Annotated in this window: 31 protein-coding genes and 1 pseudogene; 9 read left to right on the forward strand and 23 right to left on the reverse strand. The window is 42.8% G+C overall.

The window, feature by feature from the left end; genetic code table 11:
• Position 1: 1 nt before the first annotated feature.
• From DW251_RS00830 to DW251_RS00840, 3 genes are all read right to left on the reverse strand, one after another.
• Positions 2-217 (reverse strand): hypothetical protein, encoded by a 216-nt coding sequence (locus DW251_RS00830; RefSeq protein WP_118299948.1) that lies wholly within the window; start codon positions 215-217, stop codon positions 2-4.
• Complete coding sequence (locus DW251_RS00835; RefSeq protein ID WP_118299949.1) at positions 217-1,035, reverse strand: BRO family protein; 819 nt, start codon at positions 1,033-1,035, stop codon at positions 217-219. Before DW251_RS00835 ends, DW251_RS00830 begins: the two co-directional genes overlap by 1 nt.
• A 102-nt stretch (positions 1,036-1,137) precedes the next feature.
• Positions 1,138-1,281 carry a plasmid partition protein ParG gene (locus DW251_RS00840; protein ID WP_118299950.1) on the reverse strand — a complete coding sequence of 48 codons (144 nt, stop codon included), beginning with the start codon at positions 1,279-1,281 and terminating at the stop codon, positions 1,138-1,140.
• A 124-nt stretch (positions 1,282-1,405) separates the two neighbouring features.
• Here DW251_RS00840 and DW251_RS00845 point away from each other — a divergent pair, with 124 nt between their 5' ends.
• The gene (locus tag DW251_RS00845; RefSeq protein ID WP_118299951.1) at positions 1,406-1,831 is read left to right on the forward strand and encodes a helix-turn-helix transcriptional regulator; all 426 of its coding nucleotides are present in this window, start codon (positions 1,406-1,408) and stop codon (positions 1,829-1,831) included.
• A 267-nt stretch (positions 1,832-2,098) separates the two neighbouring features.
• On the opposite strand, the gene DW251_RS00850 is transcribed toward DW251_RS00845, so the two are convergent.
• The 16 genes from DW251_RS00850 to DW251_RS00920 form a co-directional block, all read right to left on the reverse strand.
• Positions 2,099-2,494, reverse strand: coding sequence for a hypothetical protein (locus DW251_RS00850; protein ID WP_118299952.1), 396 nt, complete (start codon positions 2,492-2,494; stop codon positions 2,099-2,101).
• Positions 2,475-2,633: a hypothetical protein gene (locus DW251_RS17845; RefSeq protein ID WP_182433552.1), complete on the reverse strand. Its 159-nt coding sequence runs from the start codon at positions 2,631-2,633 to the stop codon at positions 2,475-2,477. The genes DW251_RS00850 and DW251_RS17845 overlap by 20 nt, the downstream gene beginning before the upstream one ends.
• On the reverse strand, positions 2,630-2,845 hold the full coding sequence (locus DW251_RS00855; RefSeq protein ID WP_021871099.1) for a hypothetical protein: 216 nt from the start codon (positions 2,843-2,845) through the stop codon (positions 2,630-2,632). Before DW251_RS00855 ends, DW251_RS17845 begins: the two co-directional genes overlap by 4 nt.
• The gene (locus tag DW251_RS00860; protein ID WP_021871098.1) at positions 2,842-4,224 is read right to left on the reverse strand and encodes a DEAD/DEAH box helicase; all 1,383 of its coding nucleotides are present in this window, start codon (positions 4,222-4,224) and stop codon (positions 2,842-2,844) included. The genes DW251_RS00855 and DW251_RS00860 overlap by 4 nt, the downstream gene beginning before the upstream one ends.
• Complete coding sequence (locus tag DW251_RS00865) at positions 4,202-4,654, reverse strand: Holliday junction resolvase RecU (protein WP_021871097.1); 453 nt, start codon at positions 4,652-4,654, stop codon at positions 4,202-4,204. The genes DW251_RS00860 and DW251_RS00865 overlap by 23 nt, the downstream gene beginning before the upstream one ends.
• 331 nt (positions 4,655-4,985) lie before the next feature.
• On the reverse strand, positions 4,986-6,884 hold the full coding sequence (locus DW251_RS00870) for a DUF927 domain-containing protein (protein ID WP_243034830.1): 1,899 nt from the start codon (positions 6,882-6,884) through the stop codon (positions 4,986-4,988).
• Positions 6,844-7,425: a CHC2 zinc finger domain-containing protein gene (locus DW251_RS00875; protein ID WP_021871095.1), complete on the reverse strand. Its 582-nt coding sequence runs from the start codon at positions 7,423-7,425 to the stop codon at positions 6,844-6,846. The genes DW251_RS00870 and DW251_RS00875 overlap by 41 nt, the downstream gene beginning before the upstream one ends.
• Positions 7,403-8,005: a hypothetical protein gene (locus DW251_RS00880; RefSeq protein ID WP_021871094.1), complete on the reverse strand. Its 603-nt coding sequence runs from the start codon at positions 8,003-8,005 to the stop codon at positions 7,403-7,405. The genes DW251_RS00875 and DW251_RS00880 overlap by 23 nt, the downstream gene beginning before the upstream one ends.
• Positions 8,002-8,661, reverse strand: a complete 660-nt coding sequence (locus tag DW251_RS00885; protein WP_021871093.1) for an AAA family ATPase — start codon at positions 8,659-8,661, stop codon at positions 8,002-8,004. Before DW251_RS00885 ends, DW251_RS00880 begins: the two co-directional genes overlap by 4 nt.
• Positions 8,662-8,671: 10 nt before the next feature.
• Positions 8,672-9,328, reverse strand: coding sequence for a hypothetical protein (locus DW251_RS00890; RefSeq protein WP_021871092.1), 657 nt, complete (start codon positions 9,326-9,328; stop codon positions 8,672-8,674).
• Positions 9,309-9,521: a hypothetical protein gene (locus DW251_RS00895; RefSeq protein WP_021871091.1), complete on the reverse strand. Its 213-nt coding sequence runs from the start codon at positions 9,519-9,521 to the stop codon at positions 9,309-9,311. Before DW251_RS00895 ends, DW251_RS00890 begins: the two co-directional genes overlap by 20 nt.
• Positions 9,521-10,015, reverse strand: coding sequence for a siphovirus Gp157 family protein (locus DW251_RS00900; protein ID WP_118299954.1), 495 nt, complete (start codon positions 10,013-10,015; stop codon positions 9,521-9,523). Before DW251_RS00900 ends, DW251_RS00895 begins: the two co-directional genes overlap by 1 nt.
• Positions 10,016-10,196: 181 nt before the next feature.
• Positions 10,197-10,382 (reverse strand): hypothetical protein, encoded by a 186-nt coding sequence (locus tag DW251_RS00910; protein WP_021871089.1) that lies wholly within the window; start codon positions 10,380-10,382, stop codon positions 10,197-10,199.
• Positions 10,383-10,423: 41 nt separating this feature from the next.
• On the reverse strand, positions 10,424-10,579 hold the full coding sequence (locus DW251_RS17780; RefSeq protein ID WP_147352206.1) for an LOB domain containing-protein: 156 nt from the start codon (positions 10,577-10,579) through the stop codon (positions 10,424-10,426).
• Between the two features lie 54 nt (positions 10,580-10,633).
• The gene (locus DW251_RS00915) at positions 10,634-11,137 is read right to left on the reverse strand and encodes a helix-turn-helix transcriptional regulator (RefSeq protein ID WP_021871088.1); all 504 of its coding nucleotides are present in this window, start codon (positions 11,135-11,137) and stop codon (positions 10,634-10,636) included.
• Positions 11,138-11,318: 181 nt separating this feature from the next.
• Positions 11,319-11,501, reverse strand: coding sequence for a helix-turn-helix transcriptional regulator (locus DW251_RS00920; protein ID WP_118300155.1), 183 nt, complete (start codon positions 11,499-11,501; stop codon positions 11,319-11,321).
• Positions 11,502-12,025: 524 nt separating this feature from the next.
• Here DW251_RS00920 and DW251_RS00925 point away from each other — a divergent pair.
• The 7 genes and pseudogenes from DW251_RS00925 to DW251_RS00955 form a co-directional block, all read left to right on the forward strand.
• Positions 12,026-12,442, forward strand: coding sequence for a helix-turn-helix transcriptional regulator (locus DW251_RS00925; protein ID WP_021871087.1), 417 nt, complete (start codon positions 12,026-12,028; stop codon positions 12,440-12,442).
• A gap of 10 nt (positions 12,443-12,452) precedes the next feature.
• Positions 12,453-12,896, forward strand: coding sequence for an ImmA/IrrE family metallo-endopeptidase (locus DW251_RS00930; RefSeq protein WP_021871086.1), 444 nt, complete (start codon positions 12,453-12,455; stop codon positions 12,894-12,896).
• A 29-nt stretch (positions 12,897-12,925) separates the two neighbouring features.
• Positions 12,926-14,539 (forward strand): AAA family ATPase, encoded by a 1,614-nt coding sequence (locus DW251_RS00935; protein WP_021871085.1) that lies wholly within the window; start codon positions 12,926-12,928, stop codon positions 14,537-14,539.
• A gap of 53 nt (positions 14,540-14,592) precedes the next feature.
• Positions 14,593-15,465 (forward strand): DNA adenine methylase, encoded by an 873-nt coding sequence (locus DW251_RS00940; protein ID WP_021871084.1) that lies wholly within the window; start codon positions 14,593-14,595, stop codon positions 15,463-15,465.
• A 96-nt stretch (positions 15,466-15,561) separates the two neighbouring features.
• Positions 15,562-16,563 carry a virulence RhuM family protein gene (locus DW251_RS00945; RefSeq protein WP_021871083.1) on the forward strand — a complete coding sequence of 334 codons (1,002 nt, stop codon included), beginning with the start codon at positions 15,562-15,564 and terminating at the stop codon, positions 16,561-16,563.
• Between the two features lie 185 nt (positions 16,564-16,748).
• Complete coding sequence (locus DW251_RS00950) at positions 16,749-18,275, forward strand: recombinase family protein (protein WP_021871082.1); 1,527 nt, start codon at positions 16,749-16,751, stop codon at positions 18,273-18,275.
• A 39-nt stretch (positions 18,276-18,314) separates the two neighbouring features.
• Positions 18,315-18,704, forward strand: a pseudogene (locus DW251_RS00955) (peptidoglycan-binding domain-containing protein); the annotation flags it as partial.
• A 67-nt stretch (positions 18,705-18,771) separates the two neighbouring features.
• Here the strand turns inward: DW251_RS00955 and DW251_RS00960 are convergent.
• Positions 18,772-19,662, reverse strand: a complete 891-nt coding sequence (locus tag DW251_RS00960; RefSeq protein WP_021871080.1) for an AraC family transcriptional regulator — start codon at positions 19,660-19,662, stop codon at positions 18,772-18,774.
• Positions 19,663-19,808: 146 nt separating this feature from the next.
• Here DW251_RS00960 and DW251_RS00965 point away from each other — a divergent pair, with 146 nt between their 5' ends.
• Positions 19,809-20,144, forward strand: coding sequence for an AraC family transcriptional regulator (locus DW251_RS00965; RefSeq protein ID WP_021871079.1), 336 nt, complete (start codon positions 19,809-19,811; stop codon positions 20,142-20,144).
• Between the two features lie 24 nt (positions 20,145-20,168).
• Here the strand turns inward: DW251_RS00965 and DW251_RS00970 are convergent, their stop codons facing one another.
• The 3 genes from DW251_RS00970 to DW251_RS00980 are packed head-to-tail and all read right to left on the reverse strand — an operon-like array spanning position 20,169 to position 22,709.
• Complete coding sequence (locus tag DW251_RS00970) at positions 20,169-20,951, reverse strand: N-acetylmuramoyl-L-alanine amidase (RefSeq protein WP_118299956.1); 783 nt, start codon at positions 20,949-20,951, stop codon at positions 20,169-20,171.
• 59 nt (positions 20,952-21,010) lie between these two features.
• Positions 21,011-21,451: an Lrp/AsnC family transcriptional regulator gene (locus DW251_RS00975; protein ID WP_118300156.1), complete on the reverse strand. Its 441-nt coding sequence runs from the start codon at positions 21,449-21,451 to the stop codon at positions 21,011-21,013.
• Positions 21,452-21,488: 37 nt separating this feature from the next.
• The gene (locus tag DW251_RS00980) at positions 21,489-22,709 is read right to left on the reverse strand and encodes an LL-diaminopimelate aminotransferase (RefSeq protein WP_118299957.1); all 1,221 of its coding nucleotides are present in this window, start codon (positions 22,707-22,709) and stop codon (positions 21,489-21,491) included.
• Between the last annotated feature and the right edge of the window lie 64 nt (positions 22,710-22,773).

Raw genomic sequence — 22,773 nt, forward strand, 5'->3', positions numbered from 1 at the left:
TTTAGGCCACCCCCTGTGCAGTATCTTTAAAAAACAGATGACCATATATCATATCAAGCACGGCAGACATAAACTTCTTGCTATAATTCTGCTTTCCGGCCTCGTGCATAACATCCTCACGGAATTCTTTAAATTCTTCCAAACTCATTTTGCTACATTCTTTTTCCAGTTCTAAAACAGAAGGTGCAATCTGATCACAAAATTCTGAATATGTCATTACGCCACCTCCCCATAAACAACCTTGCATTTATTGCTATTGCCATTGGAGAGCATAAACTCAATCACAATCGGATAACCATTCTCATTCAGCCATTCCCTGACTTTCTCCAGAACACTTCCCTTATACTGAACTGTAACACCGTCATGACCATTCCGGCTGTAAGCCGTTCTCACAATCTCATCTGTAAAAATATCCAGCTTCTGAATAATGGCACTGACTGCCTTATCATGAGGTCTGCCAGACTCGGAAAAAATACCTAACTCTTTGGCAATACCTGTGCAGTCCCACAATTTTGGTTCGTCTGAGATTACTGGAGCATTAACGGGATAACCTGACTCAGAATAAATCCTCATTACTTCTGCCGCTATGTACTTAGAATCCACTCCGGCATCATGTAACGCAGCTTTGACATTCTTCACCATCATGTTTACAGACGGCAATTTTTCCTTCTTGGACTTGTCTTGCTTTGACATCTCATACGAACCGGTCTTGCGAAGTGTTGGAAGAACTTCATCTGCGATCCAGTCCGTGAAGGCTTCTGCGTTTGGTTTATGGCTCTTGAATACCAGCTTATACACACCGCTTTCTGTGAGAAAATTCTCACCCGCATTGTTCAATTTTCGGATGTCAACTTTACTGACATCCGAATTTTTAATCTTAACAACCTGCTTTTCGTTCATTTTGGCAATGGCCATTCTTACTGCGCTGTCACCCAGTTCTAAGCATGTGCCAACGTGATACGGGTTAAATAATACCTGTCCATTCAGTTCAAATACCTCTACATTGTGTCCTTCAAAAATCATTAAATTCTGCATTGCAATTTCCTCCTTGCAATTTCTGGCGGAATCCCTTACAATACAAGGTGATTCCTGGGTTTACAGGTTTCGATTTTTGAGCAATCACGTCGGTCGCCAAACTTACCGTGACTGCTCTTTTTTTGTTTCAACTTCCGCTTTCACAAGCTCTACGATAATGTCAGTTACTGTTCTGCCTTCGTTTACCGCCATATGCTTTAACTGCTTGTGAAGCTCGTCATCCATGATAATTCCTACTCGCTTCATTGTCTCGCCTCCCTTCTATTCGCTATCGAATATATGTGAATTATAATATTCAATATTGAATATGTCAAGTGTATGTTTGCAAATTTGAATATTTTATGCTAAAATATATTCAGAGGTGAATATTATGAGTCTAAACGAAATCATAAAAATTGGAACACGCATCAAGCGTATCAGAATGGATAAAAAAATATCTCAACGAGCTGTTGCCGAAGCATTGGGAATTCCATATTCGACTTATTCAAACTATGAAAACAATAATCGAGAACCTAATCACGATACTCTAAAGCGTATTGCTGATGTACTCGATGTGTCTGTTTCGTATTTGATATACGGTGAAACTGGAAGTATGGCAACAAACACTGCTGAATATCTACTAACTCTGTCTGGATTCGAACTTAATGAAAATCCAGATGGAACGTTTACGATTTGTGATATCGAAAACAACAAAACCAAAAATTCCGTTATTGTTACCGTCAGCCAATTAAAGCGATTAGTCCTTGAAACCTCTGACTATGTCACTTATTTAACTCAAAAACTTTTTCATCAATAAGCCACCCACCACTGAGTAGGTGGCTCTTTCACAACATATCACAGTCATCCTTCAATGTAAACCAGCTGAATTGTCTACACAATTACACACTTCACTGCAATTTCTAAAATTAGGTCTTTCCGTTTTGGAAATATCAAAGCAAAATACGAAAGATAATAACAAATAGTGAAAGATAGTAACAGGTAGTAACAGATATTCAATTTTTCTGATTAGTCTATTCAATTTTGCATATTCACACCAATACAATAATTATAAAATTTTTATAAACTATCTTTTCTGCGCCAGCAGATAGAAAAAATATCTGCGGTATTCATAAAACTGCCTTCGTCCTACCGGAACATCCATCCATTCGTATGGTGTTCCCTCTGTAACATTTCTCAAAATCCACTTGTAAATCTCAGGAGAGGCTTTTCTGGCGGTTTCCTCAATGAGTTGGATATCTTCCTGCATCATAGCATTTCGGACTGCTTCCTGGGCCGTAGAGTCACCTGACAGGTTGCTCTTAGGCATGCCATCATTCACTGTTGCCTTTAACCCATACGCATTCTGGAGCTTCTGCTTCTTTTCAGCGTACTGAATGCAAAAATACTTAAGCTCATTGTATTTCGCTCTTGAAATATTATAATCACTTAGCTTTATATCCCTACGACATATTGTATCCATCGTCTTTCCCCTTTCTCACGCACTCTCTATGCATGTACAACACCGTCCCTCTCTTTGTCCTGATCCACTCTGCATCTCCATTGATTACTTTCTGGCAGATACAGCAGATTGGGACGGATACTTTCTTCAGATCATTCATCTGGTTTCCTCCTCCAAAAGACTAAATGCAGCTAACATCAACCGGCCGCACACTGTAGCGCCCTCGTATTTCTTCATGATCTTTCCAAAGTCTGCCGTGGCCTCTTCCCAGAAGCCCGGATCAGCAGGACGGCCATGATATTTCAGATAAAAGTTATATGAGTCACACCAGACACCTTTCGCAAGCACTGCCTGTTCTTCATTCCTCGTCATAAGATACACCCTGCCTTTCTGTAATGAGTCTTGCGCCGTTTAAACTGGTTTTCGCAAAACTGAATATCGTCCACGTAGTCATAACACACGGCATCTGTCTTTCCGTCTGCCTTTCTGGCAATCCGTCCAACGGACTGCGTAACTACTGCATAGTCTTTCTGCGGGGATACCAAAAACAGTCGATCAAGCCTTGGGATATCCAGACCTTCTTTTGCCAGACCAAAGGATGCAAACAGGATCTTCTTTCTTCCGGTCCTCATATCTTCGATTGCAGTCTCCCTTTCTGACTTTCCCTTCTTGCTGGTCATACTGCCATCGATCATGGCAGAAACGCTTCGCAGCTCATCCGGAAGCAGATCCCTGATATTTCGCAGCTGTTCCAGCCTGCTTGCCAGAATTAAACAGGAATGTCCCTTCTGGCTTACCAGGTCCTTAACGATCATCTCATTTCTCTCCCTGTTTCCTCCAAGATAAGAAAGCAGTTCGTTATAATCCAGGGTCCCATCTGTATCCAGACAGCTGCGGCTGACGGTTATATCTGTATTTCTCTGCAGGATCCGCACCTGCATGGTCTTATCCGCTACTGCCTCATCTGGCACTTTATAGATTACAGGTCCTAAAACAGCAAAGGTACTTTTTATCATCCCGTCAGAACGATGTACGGTAGCTGACAGGCCATATTTATGCCTTGCAGCCAGGCTGTTCATCACCTTGTAAAACATCGTCACCTGTGTTGGTGATCCTGCCAGTCGGTGGCACTCATCCACAATCACCACATCCCATGTATACCGGAACTGTTCCAGGTCCATCTTACACAGGGTCTGGACTGTGGCAAATGTTATATGGCTGCCAACCTGGGCTTTCCCGGCAGTGATCGTTCCCAGCGTTTCAGAAGAAAAATACTGTTCCGCCCTGGTCTTTGACTGGATTAGCAAATCCTGCGTATGAGTGACCCACAATACCTTGCGGCCAAGCTCAGCAGCCAGGGCAATCCCCATCTGTGTCTTTCCTGATCCGCAGGGGCTTTGTAAAATCCCGCAGCTGGTACGCTGCATGACTTCTACTGCCTCTTTCTGGTAGTCATACAGGGGAATGGTACCTTTATAGTCTAAAAGCCCATTATCAGCTAAATGAACATATATCTGATCCTTCTCTGAAAGGAACTGCCTTACCTGCTTTCCTACTCCGGTAGGAACGATCAAGTCTGAACCATCCACATGATAGAGCCAGAGATACTTCGGTGTATTTCCTACCCAAAGCCCTCTGCGTTCCCTTTCTCGGTACTGCGGGTTAGGGATGATCAAATTTTCCTGCGCCCAGTCATACAGTTCCTTGGAAGCGTCCCTGATCCGTATCTCAGATCCAATCTCTACAACCATTGTTCTTTTTATCCCCCATTACTGCAAGATCATCCAGCCAGTCTTCCAACGTCCTTCCATACATTCCGATCAAGTGCCTTGGAATACTGCTCTTCCCATTGTTTCGGATAATCTTGACGATCTCATAATCCACCAGGTAGATCTTCTGATCCGGATACCGGATCGCGAACATCCCACGCCGGTTTCCTGTTGTATCAAACAGCCTCATTGCATTGAACTGGTTTTCTTCCACTCTTCTCAGGCTGAATGTATCCGTTTTGCAGTCCTTACAGTCAAACAGGTACGCTTCCCCGTTCCTTGCAGCGATCACATCACAGGGCTGTCCATTCTTGTTATCCTGGAAGCGGTGGACCCAGAAGCCTTCCGCTGCCAGCCGGGCTGCAAATTCTCTTTCAAACTGTGTTCCGGCTGATTTATTACTCATTTTCATCTGTTTTTATCTCCTTTTCTGCCATGGTCTAACCTTTTTGCGGGATAAGCTAACCAAAATCTAACCTCAGAAATGCCCGCAAACCCTTGATTTACTTAATGGTCTAACCGTCTAACCAAAAATCCGGTTGCATATACCAACATTTTTAAGGAAATTTTAATATTGTGATATATTTAACGTTAAATTTTCTACAATAACTTTTTCCTACGTTACGAGATATTAAAAACAGGTTAGACTGGTTAGACTGGTTAGACTATATATAAAAAAGCCAGTGTTTATGCGGATTTCAGAGTCTAACCTAAATTTTTTTTAGGTTAGACCAGGTTAGACCCTAATCAAAGGGAAGAGCCTCCTGATCATCACTCTCAACTGACATAAATCCGTCTTTATCTGTTACGTCATCATCCTGCGGCAGCCTAAACTTAATATAACTGGACTTGATCCCATACACTTTTGTACTATGGATAAATTTCCCCTGGGAATTACGCACCAGGTACCCTTTTTCTGACCATTTCTTACTTACCGCTGTATAATCAAACCCATTCTGGTCCAGGAACGCCAGAAGCACGTCACGGTTCACGATCAGCTTGTCCTCATCGATCTTGCCCCAGACCTCCCCTTTATTGGGGGAATTATCTGCCTTGGGATCCTCAAAACGTACTGGGTTCTTGGCTGCCCAGTTGAGTACCTGCTGGTAGGCACGTTCCGCCACATCCACATCAAAGTTACTCTGCAGGTATTGTTTTACCTGGCTGACCTGTAAAGCCCGCTCTTCTGGAAAGAAAAGCTTCACTGCGATCTCATCGGCCAGCAACATACAAGACATTGCCATTGCCTGTTTATCCGTTGTATCCAGCTTACATAACTGCTCAAATATTTCCCGGTACCGGTCCATGATCCGGTTTAAGTCCGTTTCCTGTATGTACTCCACAAACTTCCGTCCTGCGTATCCATAATGCTCCTGGACCACGCTGCTGACATAATGACCGTCTTCGATCAGAGGTCCGTCAATGGCGATCTCGATTACACGGTTCTTGGAACCTCCGCCGGAATTTACCTTTGTGATCGGTTCCTCGCCTGTAAAGATAAAACTATTCTTCCAAGTCTTGGTATCCTCCACTCCGCCATAGGCCCTGGCACGGCCACGATCCACACCTTCCGTGATCTGGTAGATCAGTTGGTCGAAATTCCCCTGCCATTTATCCTTTATGGTCTGCAGCTCATCTCCGGCAAAAGGGATACTGCATAAAAATGCGGCATTGCGCATAATGGCATTCTTTGTCATGTTCATGGTCTTTACCAGGCCACCCATTTTGGGATTACCCCAGATGGACATTGCCACCATGAGCGCTACTGTCTTTCCGGTTCCGGTCGTTCCCCATAAATGCAATACAAACGGCAATACCTTAAGAGGTTCCAGAAGTACGGAAGCAAAGCTGGCGGCCATCATCATGCGCAGGGGTATATTTTTACGCAGATCCTTACAAAGTGTCTTCCAGGCACCAAAATCGCCTTTCTGGGCCACATTCCGAAAGATCACCTCATAGTCCATATCTCCTTCATACCGGATATCCTGGGCATAGGGTGTAAAACTGCTTCCTACCCAGCCAAGGCGGTTGATGGACTTTTTCGGTTCCAGGGTAGCCGGGTTCAGCCCCACACAGTCTGAAATATAGCGTACCAGGCTCTTGGCATTATCACTGGTCACCTCAATCCCGAACTGACTGAGCGCATCCACGATCTTATTGGCATTGGCACACACAGCCCTGTCTACCGTGATCTTCTGCCAGGTGGCTGACTTGAAATAAGCCAGAGATATACGCTCCTGGGCTGTATCCACATTTTTTAAGATCTCCACTGGGAGAATTGGATGGCTGCAGGCATAATAAGCAACCGGCATGGCATTCTTGTCATAACGGACGGTCTTTACTCCCATATCCGTTGCCTCCCACTCCCCACAGTTAAGCTCTATGGGCTGATCTGTAAACCGTGTTACTTTTCCCGTCTGCTTTTGTCTCTGAGAATAGTCCAGGACGAACGCGCGGTACAGGTTGTTAAACTCCGGCCTACGCTTTAGCTTCCCGGCTTCTTTCCGCAGCGCCTCCACATACTGGGTCCGCTCCACGTTGTCCTCTATCTCAAAGATCTGGTAAAATATTTCATCCGGGAACGGATCCAAACCGGACAGCTTAGATATACCAGCTAATAACTCGTCCTTCGACTTTTCCAATCTCTTTCACCACCTTCTTATCGGCATACACTTCTTCCGGGCAGTCCTTAAGACACCCCAGCAGATATTCCACATAGGTCAGGTTGCCAAGCCCTTCCCAGAAATGCTCATTGCGCTCCCTGACAGCCTCACAGAGCAGTCCTCTGTACACGGTCAGCCATTTTACTGCCTCCTGCACAAACTGCCCTAATTCCCGCTTATAGCGTATTCTCTTGTCTGCTTCCCGCTTTTCCCTGTAGGTCACCGGCTCATTGACTGGCACCCCGTAAGCCTGCGCCAGCTGCTTTGCAGCTTCATAATTACTGATCCCGTAATAGACCGCCACAAATTTGATTTGGTCACCACCGGAACCGCAGACAAAACAGTAATACCCTTTTCCATTGGGATAGATCTTCATGGAAGGATGGGTATCCTTATGGAATGGACAGAGGCATTTTCCGTTTAAAATATGCAGGCCGCAGTATTCCACGGCCTGCTGCATACTCACTGCATCTTTTATCCTGCTGTAAAGCTCCGGATCACATGAACGGGATGCCTTCATCACCTGCGCCCTCCGGAATATTCATGAAACCATCACCTACAGGAGACGGTGTTTCTACCGGCCTCTGGACCGGTCCTTCTGGGAGCAGTTCATCCTCCGGTACCTCTGCATCTGCCAGGCCCGCCACGCTGCGGATCTGCCACAGTTCTGTAACAATAGGGCGATTTCCGTTTTCTGCCTCATACTGCCTGCGCCGGAAAATCCCTCCAAATTTCTTTCCTACCAGTGTTTTTTCATTGTTTTCCTTATCCCACTGGAAGGTAAAGTTATTGGAACGCTCAATGGAAGTGATGATCCCCTTGAACCAGGAAAGTCCTTTTCCTTCCATGTTCTGCTTAAACACACCACGCCATTTTGCATTAGCACTGTTCTGGGCCTTGTCCGCATTAAAGAGCTTCTGGAAAAAGTCTTTCTGTTCTCCCTCTGCCACATCAAACAGGATCACAAACTGCTCATTTCCGTTCTTGGATGTCTGGGTTGCTACCTGTTTGATCACACACACATACTTTCCTTTTGGCAGCTGCTGGGATTCCCCTGTATAAGCTGCTGCCTCATCATATCCTGCTGGTTTCTTTATCATGACTTTGTATCCTCCTTGTTCTTATGTTTTTCCCATCCATAAAAATCCCGGATGGTATCATCTACTAATTTCAGGTTGTTTTCGATCTCCGGTTCCGGGAACATCTCTTCCGGAGTCTTTGTGATATCGGATCCGTCCGTAACCGTCCGGAAGAAATGGTTCCCATTTTCACTCATGCAACGGATGCAGATCGTGACCATGCCTTCCAGGCACACTTTCCGATCCAACTGCTTGCCAATGGTCCTGAGACGTGAGATACCAAAATCGTCCGTATCTTCGTGGAACATGATGTAAACGATCTTGTCCGGAGCTGTCACATCCGTCTTGATCCGCTTCACCAGGCCATACATGGCATCCGCAATATCATCGTACATCTCAAAGGACGCATTTCCCTTTTTATTCCTGTGCTGTGACATGAAAAGGTGGGTCATGATATACCCCGCATCATCGATCACGTAAGTCTTTTCCGGGTTCTGGTTAATCGTTGTAATGATCCGGTTGATATCATCACTGCAACCGGTCTTCTTAAAGCGCTTCTTAAACGGTAATTCCTTCCGTTCTGTGTTAAGAAGCACGATCTCATCCTCATCAAAAAACTTAAGGCTGCGGCTCTTCCCGCTGCCGGATTTTCCATAGATCAATACTGGTAATCCCATAATGTCCTCCTTAATACGGCAACGCCTCTGCCGCCTCTTCTGTTTCCTGCTCATCTTTCTTTGGAAGCCAGTCATCCTCAAAGAAGTCCAGCCCTCTTAAGTACCGGAATATGGTATCCTCCGCCTTTTGAGGAACTTTTACGATACTGATCCAATAGATCATCGTCTCACTCTTAAAGTAGAGCGTAGAACCGGCAGGAGAAACGCTCGGCCTTCCGGGCATATGTTCCATACCTGCTTCAAGTTCTGACGGTGACATCATACCTGCTGCATAAGACTGCAACACAGTAATATAAGACCTGTCACTTTTACTCTGGTAAATGGACAGCTCATGAGGCGTACTGTAAAAAGCCAACGGCACTTCGCACGCAAAATCCTTTGCTTCTTTCCACTGATCATAAGGATCCTCATATCTTATCTGGTACTCCATCTTGAGATTTTTCTCTTCCAGATGATACCTATAACAAGTCTCTTCTTCCGGCATATCACCGATCAGCTCCACAATGGCTGCTTTAAACTTACTGGTAGCATAAACGCTTTCTACCCACACGCCCCAAAGGCTTGTATGTACCAGGAAATGCCCTTTTACATTTCCAATGATTAAGCCGCCGGATGTTTTCAGGGCGGACTTCATAGCTTTCTTAAACTCATTTATCTTCAGAAACATCTCTGTTCTCCTTTTCTCTCGCTTCATTCCTGCGCTTGCTGTCCTCAATGTTAAGGTGGATATAGTCCAGCACGATCTCCATTTCTTCATAGCTCAGGCTCACAGCACCTGTCACCATTGTCTTTGCCACCTTGGCCGCGATCTCCATCAACACGGACATGCGGTACGGTACGATCTTTCCATCAGATGTCATCAGCGTATCCTCAGGCTTTCCCCGCGTGGCTCCAGGTGCGCCCATTCAACGGCTTTATTCTCTAACAGTGCCCGGATTGCCTCGTTATTCGGCATCGGTGGCTGCGGGATCAGGAACCTTCCCGGAATATCTTCCAGAAGCCCGTCAATGACCAACGGCTGCAAACCACCATTTTTCTGAATATTGAAACTGAACAATGCCGTCTTAAACTTTGTCTTGCCCATTTCCCTCATGTTGGCTTCCAGGTTGTTCTTTAAAGCCTGCTGACGGTTCTCCAGCGCCTTCCGTCTGGCAGCCAGGCGGCCTTCCTCTGCCCTTAAAGCTTCAATATCTGCCTTCATTCCCATAATGATCTTGGCATAGCCATCTGCCTTATCTTCGATCTCGCCCCAAAGACCTTCCATTGTATCCTGAAAAGTCTGTTCATCTACTTCCGGGTCATACACCAGTTCCTGCAGCGCAAGAAACTGTTCTGTTAATTCATAAAGCTTCATCTTGCATTTCTCCTTCTCCCTCCGTATAATGAGGGTGTAAAATTATTTTTGTTTTTGGACCTATCGCAGTTGCCGCTGCCTGGGTCCTTTTTTATGTAATCTCTGCATGCCTGTAAGCGGCTTCTCTCCATGCACCGACTCTTCTTGATGCAGGTACCGCACTGATCTTCCCATGTAGCCATTACAACACCTGGACCGCAAGCGCAGCCCCAAGCATCATCAGGACCACCGCCCAGATACCGCCTGCAACAACCGTCTCAGCGATACCTACCCAGTTCCATGCTTTTTTCTTAGGTTTGGTTGCCTGCACTGCCACATAAGACAGCTCCATGCCTGTCCTACCATTGTAGTTTTTGATCTTTGCCATTGCTTCTCTCTCCTTTCCAAGCTTGTCCACCAAGGCCGCTCTCAGGCGGTCTGGATCACTTCTGTATTAGGAATTGTCAAAAGCGATCTGTAGCAGATGCTATTAACAATATCTCTTCTCTGTTCCTCTGGAAGTTCATCCAGAAGCAATCTCTGTTCTCCAATCCTTACATGATTGGTAAAGGTAATCTCTTTCAATATCACCACCCCTCTCTCTTGATCTGTATGCCCTGAAGCATGTACTTGTTGCTATTAATCTGGCTCCAATGGCAAATCTTCCGTAGTTCTCTTTTTAAACTTATTTTGAATTTCCTGCTTTGAAACCGGAACCCCAACGAGTTTTACATAAAACCGCTCTCGGCCACTGGTATAGGTTACTCCACATTCTTTAAACTTCTTGTCATATCGTAAAAAGGCCATTCTTTTACTTGGTGCATTCATATAAAGCTTGAAATCTGGTAAAGAATCAGGCCAGACTAAATACCGACAATCCTTTCCGCCATAATCCAATTCAGCATCAATCAACCAGTCGACCGTTCTTTCAAAAACCTTTGAAAGCTTTTCTAAATCGTCCAGGTCAATTCTGATTTTCACGTTCTCAATTCCCACCAAACGATGTTCCTTAATGCCTGCCAGCTTTGCAAGTTCTTTCTGGGTTAATCCCATATCTTTTCTAGCCTTGACAATGTTATTTGCGATGTCGCAATAAAAATCAAAGCCAATATGTTCCAAATTATCTGTTTCATAAAAGCGCATTTCCTTCACCTCTTTTCATAAAATGCGAATAAAGTAAACACCAATGATATAAATAGAGCCCATACCGGATAGATTTTGTTGTTAGGCTCTATTTTTTTCATTACAAGCACACAAACTGCACCTAAAACCCAGCAACCTACGGTTAAAACAACCTCAACCACCTCTCTCACCCCTTTTCTTTCTACTCCAACAGCTTCTCAATGGGTACTCCCAGATAGTCCGCTACTTTCTGGACTTTCCGAATACCGGGCTCATTGTCATTCCATTTGCTAACACTGCGATTAGAAAATCCAAGATCCCTTTCAAGGCGCCAAATGGAAATTCCCTTTTGATCGCAAAGCTTTTTTACATTGTCGTATATCACGGTTCCACCTCCTTGTGTTATGATGTACATGCAGGCCTAACACCTCCGCGAGAGGGAGGTGAATGCCATAAAGAAAAAATATACCTATTCAGCTGAAAAGGTCCAAACTCTTTTAGCTAAAGGATATAGACTTTTGTCCATGTCCTATTTCGTAGGAGAAGACAGCCCTGCGCTGTATATCCTGGCTAAGTAATTAGCCGTCACTCGTAAACAATCTTGTAGGTCTGCATGTATTCCACCGTATTCGCTGTACGGTGGAATTTTTATGGGTTGAGATTTCATCCCATGTACTTTGTTAGAGAAAATATTCTCATTCTTATATTGACTTTTGTGAGAAAATATTCTATTATACAAATAGGCAATATGAATATATTCTCTTAAATCCAGTCTTTTAAATTGGCGTTTATCGACTGATCATCATTGCACGAGAATGTTTTCTCTTTACACTCCTTACTATACGAGAATATTTTCTTTTTGTCAATACTTTTTCGAGATTTTTTTCTCGTATTTGAAAGGGGACTATTATGACACTCAAAGACCGAGTAAAAGCCCTTGCGCAAGAACGTGGTATTAGTTTACCTGCGCTTGAGTCAGAGTTGGGTTTTGGCAATAGTACAATCGTAAAATGGGATAAATCCACTCCTAATGCTGATAAGTTAAATGCTGTTGCTAAATACTTTAATGTTACAATGGATTATCTACTTAATGGCGATAGCGAAGAGCACACGGAACTCAATGCCAGAGATGAACGAGATATAAAAAAGGATTTAGACCGTATTATGGGTGAAATTCGTAAAGGTGATGACGGTCCTCTATACTACAATGGCGTAGAAATTGATAATGCTTCCCTAAGCCTACTTCAGAATGCCATTGAATACGCCCTTAGAGAAACTAAAAAAGAAAACAAAGTGAAATACAATCCAAATAAGAATAAAAAGTAGGTGACGCCGTTTGGAGACTGTAAATCATAAGATTCGTCGTTTAATCAGGTACTATGAACATCTAACCGGCAGCCGGGATCCTGTTACTATTGCACGGTACGCCGGGATCCAGATCGCAGTATTACCGTTAGGCAATATTTCTGGAAACTACAAACTTCTAAAAAGAAAACGTTGGATTTTTATAAATGAGGATATTCCATCTGACAGTTCACTTTTTCGGGTTGTTGTAGCACACGAATTAGGTCATGCTTTACTACATAGAAAAGAGAATTGTGCTTTTCTAAAAAATAAAACATTACTGCTTACATCTGGAATAGAAAGAGAAGCAAATTTGTTTGCCGCTTCCCTTTTGATATCAGATGAAATGTTGCAAGATTATACTGTATACACTCAGGACCAGTTCTGTCAATGCACAGGATATCCTAAGGAATTGCTTGAATTAAGGCTGAAATAAGCAAAAATACTACAGATAAGGAGTTTGTTATGTTTACTCGTCTATATTTAGAAGATTTTAGAATTTTTAAGGATCAAACTATTCATATAGGGAATACTATTACCGCTATAGCTGGACATAATGCCACTGGAAAGTCTACAATTTTAGGAATTCTTGGAAATACCTGTGAACTTAAGAGTAAATTCGGAACAACTATTACTGATAAACAATTTAAAACTGAATTTTCTGAACTATTCAAGGGTTCAAAAGCTTTTGACAAACGAAGTGGAGATATCGGTACTCTTTTTTACCTCCCACAAGATAATGATAACGAGATTCCTATTACTTTACGTGTCACTTGGCAAAAATGGGATAAGGATTCTGTTGATAGTAACCGTTTTAGAATTCTTCCAAAATGGGTTGATCACTCCATAAGTGAAAAAGTAACTGCTAAAAAGTTATCTGTTCCTTCTTTTTATTTAGGATTAAGTCGCTTGTATCCACTTGGTGAAGATACTTCAGAAGTTATTGAGGAACGAAAATTTAAGAAGAAATTAACAAATGATGATATCCAATGGCTAATCAAAAACTACAAGTATATTCTTTCCATAGACGATTCTATTTCTAGTATATCAAACTATGAAATTTTCAAAAAGCGTTCTGGTGGAGTAAATACTTCCCATTATGACTTTTTAAGTAATTCTTCCGGACAAGACAATTTAATGCAAATTATGTATTTATTATTATCATTTATTAAACTTAAAACAGAATATGATAATATAGGAGAACCTTGGCCCGGTGGTATTTTACTTATTGATGAATTAGATGCAACATTACACCCAGCAGCCCAAATTCGTCTTATTGACTTAATTTATAAAGTATGTAAACAATTCAATTTTCAAGCCGTATTTACTACACACTCACTGCAAATTTTGGAATATTTAAGCAGCCTGCAAATAAGAAATTCCGATATCAATATTGAATATTTTACAACAGCCAATGGTAAGCTTGAAATTCATCACAACCCGCCTTTTGAAGCAATGGAGAATGATATGATGATTAGTACCTATTATTTGACCAGTAATAATCGAAAGATAAATATTTATTCAGAAGACGCTGAAGCACGATATTTCATAAGACATATGCTCGCTGACTATAAGGATCATTTTCGCCTTTTAGACATTAAATTAGGTGGAGAATCTCTTATGAATCTTTTATATAATGACCCTGATTACTTTAAAAATGTTCTATTTATATTAGACGGAGATAAAGATTTAGCAAAAACCAAATACGCCGAATTACCTGCTAAACATTGTAATGTTATTTTCTTACCTGGTAACGAAGGACCAGAAGCATTACTATACAATTATTTAATCAATCTCCCTCCAACTCACGAAATCTTACAGGAAAATTTCGACAAAGGTATATCCATTAGAATGTTTAAAGAAATGAATCCTCTGACTTCACCCAAATATGCTTCATATGAAAAAAATCGTGAGAAATACAAGCACTGGTTCATAGATAATCAAGCTATGTTTGATGATCTAAATATTATGCGATATTGGTGTGAAGATAACCAAACAGATCTTGATACATTCAAAAAAACATTTGTTAATCGATTTAATATTTTAGCTTCCAGAACCAAAATACCTAAAATCAATTAGTTCTGGCCAAATATCTATAAATATGATAAGCTGACTAAAGGAGGTGAGATTAAATGTCGATAAAAAATCCCTTACGCTATCCTGGTGCTAAATCTAAGTTATATGATTATATATGCAAATTACTTATTGCAGAGCAGCGAACCGGATGCACTTTTTACGAACCATTCGCTGGCAGTGCTGCCATATCATTGCTACTTTTGGAAAACCAAGTTATCAGCAAGGCTGTTCTTAATGAACTTGATCCCTTGCTTTATAACTTTTGGTTCTCTGTGTTTAATCACACTGAAGAACTGATTACGCTTATTAGAAACACTGATATTACATTAGAAAATTGGCATGAGTTTTCTCTTTATAGAAATAATGATTATCTTCAAGACAAAACATCTGTTCAAATAGGTTTTGCTGGTTTATTTTTAAATAGAACTAACTTCTCTGGCATACTAAAGGCCAATCCACTCGGTGGGCTAAATCAGCAATCTCAATACCCTATTAATTGTCGATTTAATAAAGATAAGATTATTAATTCCATTCAACAGCTTTCGCTATATGGAAATAAAATAACTCTTTACAATTTAGACGCTATTGACTTTATGAAGCAAGCACTACGATATAAACGGAACAGAAAAACTTTTGTATACATAGACCCTCCATACTATAAAGAAGGAGCTAATTTGTATAGATGCTATTATACACATGAGCAACATATGCTTTTATCTAAATTTATCCTATCCAAAACCTACCCATGGCTGATTAGTTATGATAATGCTGAAGAAATTCGGAAAATGTACAAACAATTGTCTCCATTAACCATACATATGGACTACTCCGTACATACCTCAAGAAACGCCGAAGAGTTACTCATATCTAATATAAAAATCCCACCCATGGAACCTTCATCTACAACTATTGAACCACTAATTGGTTAATAGATTTTCTCTTACATTTATACGCTGAACTATTTCCGGTTTGGAAACACTTCAGAACTAACCATCTAGATTTTCATACGGTTAAGAAAGGAGCCTATGGATACAAATATTGGAAATATTTTAATATATCAAAATGAAAAAGGTGATACAAAAGTTGATGCTTACTTTAATGATGACACTATCTGGATGACCCAGCGCTCTATAAGTGAACTCTATCAAATTTCAAAATCATCAGTCAGTGAGCATATTAAAAATATCTACCTTGACCGAGAACTTGATGAAAATTCAACTGTTCGGAAATTCCGAACAGTTCAAACAGAGGGTAGCCGACAAGTATCTCGTGAAATGGATTATTACAATCTTGATATGGTACTTGCTGTTGGTTATAGAGTGCGGAGCAATATTGGCATTCATTTCCGGAACTGGGCATCCTCTATACTCTCAGAATATATGCGAAAGGGATTTGCGCTTAATGATGAGCGCCTTAAAAATCCAAAAAAATTTGGCCAGGATTATTTTGATGAATTACTTGAGCGTATTCGTGACATTAGAGCATCTGAAAAACGTGTGTACATGAAAGTTCGTGATATTTTTGCTACATCAGTAGATTATGATCCCAAAAGTGAGCAGGCAGATAGATTTTTCAAAACTGTTCAAAATAAGCTACATTACTCCGTTCACGGCCATACTGCGCCTGAATTAATTCATGAACGCGCAGATGCTACTAAGGATAATATGGGATTAACTTCTTTCAAAGGAGCAAAAGTCAGAAAATCCGATGTTACAATTGCAAAAAATTATCTTCACAAAGATGAGATTGAAAATTTAAACCGTATTGTCACAATGTATTTAGATTATGCCGAGGATCAAGCAAAACAGCGCATTCCTATGTATATGAGTGACTGGGAAAATCGCTTAAACGCTTTCTTACAGTTTACTGGACGTAAAGTGTTAGATAACAATGGACACATTTCCAGAGAAGATGCTGATCGTTTTGCTAAAGAACAATATGAAATCTTTGATTATCACAGAAAAGCCTTAGAGTCACATTCTGAAGAATTGGATATATTACCAGTTCTTCCAGAAGAACATAAATAGTAAAAGACCGCTCAGTGTTACCAGCACTGAACGGCCTCTTACATAGATTTTCTCCTGCCAGTCTTCTGGCCAGATATAATCCAACTTATGCACCTGAATTATATCATCTCCAGGACGTCTGCGCAAGGGGCGTCTTTTTTGTACCCATTTTTCATAAAATAAAGCAAATACCAGGAGATGATAACATGAAAAAAGAAGAAGACACTGTAAAAACAGCTGCGCTCTACATCCGCGTCAGCACCGATAAACAGGAAGAACTGTCCCCGGACTCCCAGAGGCGCCTGCTCTTAGACTATGCCAAAAGCCACAATATGATCGTGTCCAACCAGCACATCTACACGGAAAATGGTATTTCCGGCCGGAAGGCGGATAAGCGGCCAAAGTTCCAACAGATGATCGCTGCCGCCAAGTCTGACGAGCATCCCTTTGATGTGATCCTGCTGTGGAAGTTTTCCAGGTTCGCCCGCAATCAGGAAGAAAGCATCGTCTATAAGTCCATGCTGCGGAATAAATGCCATGTGGATGTGGTCAGTATCTCCGAGCCACTGATTGAAGGCCCATTCGGCGGCCTGATCGAGCGCATTATTGAGTGGATGGATGAATTTTACTCTATCCGACTTTCCGGTGATGTTACCAGGGGAATGACAGAGAATGCTCTGCGTGGTGCCTACCAGTGTCGGCCGCCTCTGGGATACCGCATTCCCCACCACAAAGCTACTCCGGAGATCATTCCAGAAGAAGCCGCCATCGTTCAGCTGATCTTCGATAAATATGTAAATGAAAAGATGTCCTTATTCGCTCTAACCAAATATCTGAATGCCCAGGGATACAAAACCAGCCGTGGAAAACCCTTTGAAAAGCGTTCCCTGGAGTACATTATCCAAAATCCCGGCTATGCAGGAGATATCCGCTGGAACCGGACCATAAACGAAACCAATGAAATACGTGATCGGTCTGAGTGGATCATCCGTCCCGGTCACCACCCGGCTATTATCAGCAAAGAACTCTTTGAGCAGGCTCAAGAGCGTTTTAATAAAGAATACACACCCAGAAATGCCAAGCCTTCCGAAGTGACCAAGCATTGGCTCTCAGGGCTTCTAAAATGCTCCGGCTGTGGTCGGTCCCTTTCTTCCTGCGTAGTCCACAGAAAGTCACTACCGGATACTTTCTATTTCCAGTGCTACGGATACTTAAAAGGCAAATGTTCCACTAACTGCTATGTCAATGAAAGTGTGATCGGCCCTGCTGTTTTAAACGCTCTTAAGGATGCCCTTAACAACGGATCCGTTTCTTACTCCCTGCGCCAGCGTCAGACAGACCATGCTCCAGATGCTGAAATTAAAAATATTGAAAAGAAATTGTCTCGACTGGACTCAAAGGAACTTCGTGCAAAAGAAGCTTACATAGATGGAATTGACACCATAGAAGAATACCGGGCTAACAAAGAACGTATCAGCCAGGAACGAACAGAACTGGAAGAACAGCTAGCTAAACTCACCCAGGTACCAGAAGAACCGGAAGACAATACCAGGAAAATGCTGCAGAGCATCTCCTCTATCCTGGACATCCTGCAGTCTGACTCCTTCACTCCCCAGGAGAAAAATGCAGCCCTGAAAAGCATTGTAGAGAAGATCACCTACGACCGGGCTAACAGTCACATTGACGTAGATTTTTATTTGACCGAAAATCCAGAAATGCCCGCAAACCCTTGATTTATGCGGGTTTGCGGGCATCTATACGCACTGGCAATTTGGTTGACACAATGGGGATCCTGCTCCTTAGGCCAGCAGGGCTACAGCCCTATTGAGATCCTTCGCTATTACTACGGTGACAGCATCTATATCAACACAGCGGAACAGATTGCCGGGATCCCTGCTTCCTGGCCGGGCTATGACCTGACAGTGGGAAGTTCCGGTGATAAGGTCCGCCAACTTCAGGAGCAGTTAGATGCCATTGCCCAGGTATATACAGCAATCCCCCGCATCCAGCCTGACGGCATCTACGGACAGCAGACAGCGGCTGCAGTGCGGGAATTCCAGAATATCTTCGGTCTGCCCCAGACAGGTGTCACCGACTTTGCCACCTGGTATAAGATCTCCCATATCTATGTGGGGATCACACGGATCGCAGAGCTGTATTGACCATGCCTTTCACACCTTTTTGCCGCCCCTCTGGGCGGCTTAGGATGTGCACTGGCGCAATTATGCCCTATCTTCCCCGCATCTTCTTCCGATACACCGATGGCGCACATCCCTTGATCCGCACAAATACCTTTGAATAATAATTGGAGTCATTAAAACCGGCTCCGGCTGCTGCCTCTGCCATCGAACAGCCAGGATCCAACAGATCTGCCAGACTGCGCTCGATCCGATATTCCAGAATAAAGTCAAACAATGTCTTTTTCATATATTTCTTAAATAAACGGCTGCACTGGCTGGTACACATATATACATTTTCCGCGATCTGGTCAACGGTCAGTTTCTTATCATAATTTTTTTCGATAAAACGTAAGATCTCACGGATCCGTTCATAATCTTTCTGTTCTTTTCCGGAAATTCCCTTTTTCCGGTCCACATTTAGCACAAGAAGCTGCCAGAATTTCAACAACTTTCCAGTCAGTTCCATTTCATATCCATCTTCCTGTCCGTCATAGGCAGAAATGATCCCCCGTATCAATTCAATCATCTCTCCATGCCACTCCTGGCTCCCATCAAAAACAACGGCACAAAGCGCTCCGTCCCGGACCACAGGCATCACATATTTCTCATAAATAAGACTGTTTTCATATCCATAGATCAGCTTTGGATCGAAAGTAATAGAAATATAATGGCAGTCCTGTCCCTCCACCATTCCACCAGAATGAAGGCTGTTTGCATTTCCAAACAACGCCTGTCTCTCTTTTAAAATATAGGTATTTCCGTTTACATGGTATTCGATCACCCCATCTGTAACAAGGGTCAGTTCCACCTCCGGATGCCAGTGCCAGAGAAAAGCCCCTGTTTCATAGCCGGAAAGACACTCCCTGCTAACTAAAACAGGGAACTGAAAACTTCCATGTTCTTTTAACTCTTTCTGGGATTTATTGGTTATGATCTGCATAAGGACCTCCGCGCAGGATATTACCTGTTTTTAGCAATATATTCAAGGAAAACTGCTTATTTTTATTATATAATACAAGTATCTTACCTGTCTACACTGTTGCAACAGGAAAACAGGCCATCATGCAAAAAGGAGCGTGTTCTAACATGGATGAAACTTTTATGAAAGCCAGAGCCTATCTTGCACAAAACTATTCTGACCCGGAACTGTCCCTTACAGACCTGTGCCATTATCTTGGTTTTAGCTGCTCCTATTTTTCCACACTTTTTAAACAGAAGACCGGTTTAAACTACAGCCATTATATTACCAGCCTGCGCTTAGAACAGGCAGCCAGGCTTTTAACAGATACAGATGATACGGCTCTTTCCATCGGCTATCAGGTAGGCTACTCCGCCCCCAACTACTTCAGCCGTGCTTTTAAAAAATTTTATGGGATCTCCCCATCCCGTTACAGAGAACAAAACAGAGTTCCTACCGTGTAATATCCAACGGCAGGAACTCTTTTCTTAATAGATCGCAGCCTCCCGCACCAGATATGCCGGATAACCTGCTCTTTTTACATTCTGTTCCATGCGGATCCCGTTTTCCATATCTAAAAATGCTCCCACACGGACTTTGTATAATCCCTCATCATATACAATAAACGCAGGAAAACCTGCCGACTGCAGCTCTCCCGCCAGTCTCATGGCCCTTCCACGATCTCTAAATGCACCTGTCTGGACCTGGTAATAAAGAGGCGTCTGCTCTTTCTGTTCCCGCAAAGTAGTCAGTATCCCATCTGCGATTGCCCTTGCAATGGCGTCAAAATTCCGGTCAAAAAAAGCATTATCCGAAGGATTATCAATAAATCCCACCTCTGCTAACACTGCCGGCATCTGGGTCTTTCTAAGGACTACCAGTCCCGGCCGTTCCTCGATCCCCTGGTCTTTCAATCCCAGTTCCACCAGATTTTTTAAAATGTTTTCTGCCAGGACTGCTGCTGTCCCGGAGTCCTCATATACCAGTACAGATGCCCCGCTTCCTGTTCCCGGCACTGGCATGGCATTGCGGTGAATGGAAACAAACAGATCCGCTCCGGACCGGTTGGCGATCTCTGCCTTTTCCTGAGGCCGGTCGTATACATCTGTAGTCCTTGTATACAATGTGCTTACTCCATTTTCCTCTAAAATACGCCCTACCGCAAGAGTCAGGCGCAGGGTATCATCTTTTTCCTTTCTTCCATTATAAATGGCACCTGGCTCATCCCCGCCATGTCCCGCATCCAGAATGACCTTTTCATTTCCGGTCATAAAACAAGCTCCCTCACATATGTCTGTCTCTATACCATATGTGAGGGAGCTTATGAATGTTACACTTCATCCACATCCACACCTCTTGGGCCTACGTGGGTGGAGAATACGATCTGTGTACTGGTCTTTCCAAATTTCTGAAGCTGTCCAATAAAAATATCCAGCTCCATGGTACTGTGAAAAGCAACTTTCATTAACATGGAATACTCTCCTGTTACACAGCTGCATTCCAGTACATTTGGTACAGACTCCGCAAATGCGTAAAACTTTGGTTTATCTTCCGGTATCACATCCAGGTTGATAAAAGCCAAAATGTGATACCCTAATTTCATGGGGTCTACCATGGCATGATACCCGGCGATCACCCCGTCTTTTTCCAGTTTTTCGATCCTTGCAGAGACAGCCGGAGATGACAGAAAGGTTTTTTCTGCAATGGTCTTTAAAGACATCCTGGCATTTTCCTGCAAAAGTTTTAATATTTTACGGTCGATATCATCCATGAGCATTAAGACTTCCTCCTGTGTTCGGTTCGTTCTATTACTTCTTTAACGCTTTCATACGTTCTACTGCTTCTACTGTATTTTCGTAGGTATTAAATGCAGTCAGACGGAAATATCCTTCTCCGCTTGGTCCAAAGCCGCTTCCCGGTGTTCCAACTACATTTGCCTCAGAAAGGAGGTAATCAAAGAACTCCCAGCTGGTCATTCCCTCATTGACCTTCATCCATACATAGGGGGAATTCACACCACCAAATACAGTATAACCTGCTTCCTTTAATCCGTCATAGATCACTTTTGCATTTCTCTTATAGTAAGCAACCTGCTCCATGACCTGTTTATTTCCTTCTTCTGAGTAAACAGCTTCTCCTGCTCTCTGCTCAATGTAAGGAGCACCGTTGAACTTGGTTCCGTGACGTCTTGCCCATAAAGAATGAAGCATTACATCACCGCTCTTTAAGTCTTTCGGGATAACGGTATATCCTAAACGGACACCTGTAAATCCGGCCTTCTTTGAGAAAGAACGGAACTCAATGGCACAGGTTCTTGCTCCCGGGATCTCATAAATACTGTGAGGAACATCATCCTCAGAAATATAAGCCTCATACGCTGCATCATATAAAATTACAGCGTCTTTTTCATTTGCGTAATCAACCCATACCTTTAACTGATCCTTTGTAAGGGTAGTTCCTGTTGGGTTATTTGGAACACAAAGATAAATAAGATCCGGTGTTTCCTTTGGAAGTTCCGGAACAAAACCGTTCTCTGCAGTACACGGCATGTAGATCACATTGCTCCAGGTTCCCTTTTCTGTATCATACTCACCGGTACGGCCGGCCATAACATTGGTATCCACATAAACAGGATAAACCGGGTCGCAAACTGCAATCTTGCTGTCTGCGCTGAAGATTTCCTGAATGTTACCGGTATCGCTCTTTGCACCGTCAGAAACGAAGATCTCATCTGCCTCGATCTGGCATCCTCTTTCCTGGAAGTCCTTCTTTGCAATGGTCTCTCTTAAAAATGCATATCCCAGATCAGGTGCATATCCGTGAAAGGTTTCAGCATGTCCCATTTCATCAACTGCCTTATGCATAGCATCAATGATCGCCGGTGCGATAGGAAGGGTTACATCACCAATTCCCAGACGGATCAGTTTCTTATCCGGGTTCTCTTTCTGGTAAGCAGCTACTTTTTTTGCAATGGTTGAAAACAGGTAGCTTCCCGGCAGTTTCAGATAATTTTCATTCACTCTAAACATACTTTCATCCTCCATTAACGCAAACGCTCCCAGGACCTTTGAACCCACAACGTCGTAGATCCAA

Origin of the sequence: Clostridium sp. AM22-11AC (assembly GCF_003473545.1) — a bacterium.
In the GTDB taxonomy this organism is placed as follows: domain Bacteria; phylum Bacillota; class Clostridia; order Lachnospirales; family Lachnospiraceae; genus Enterocloster.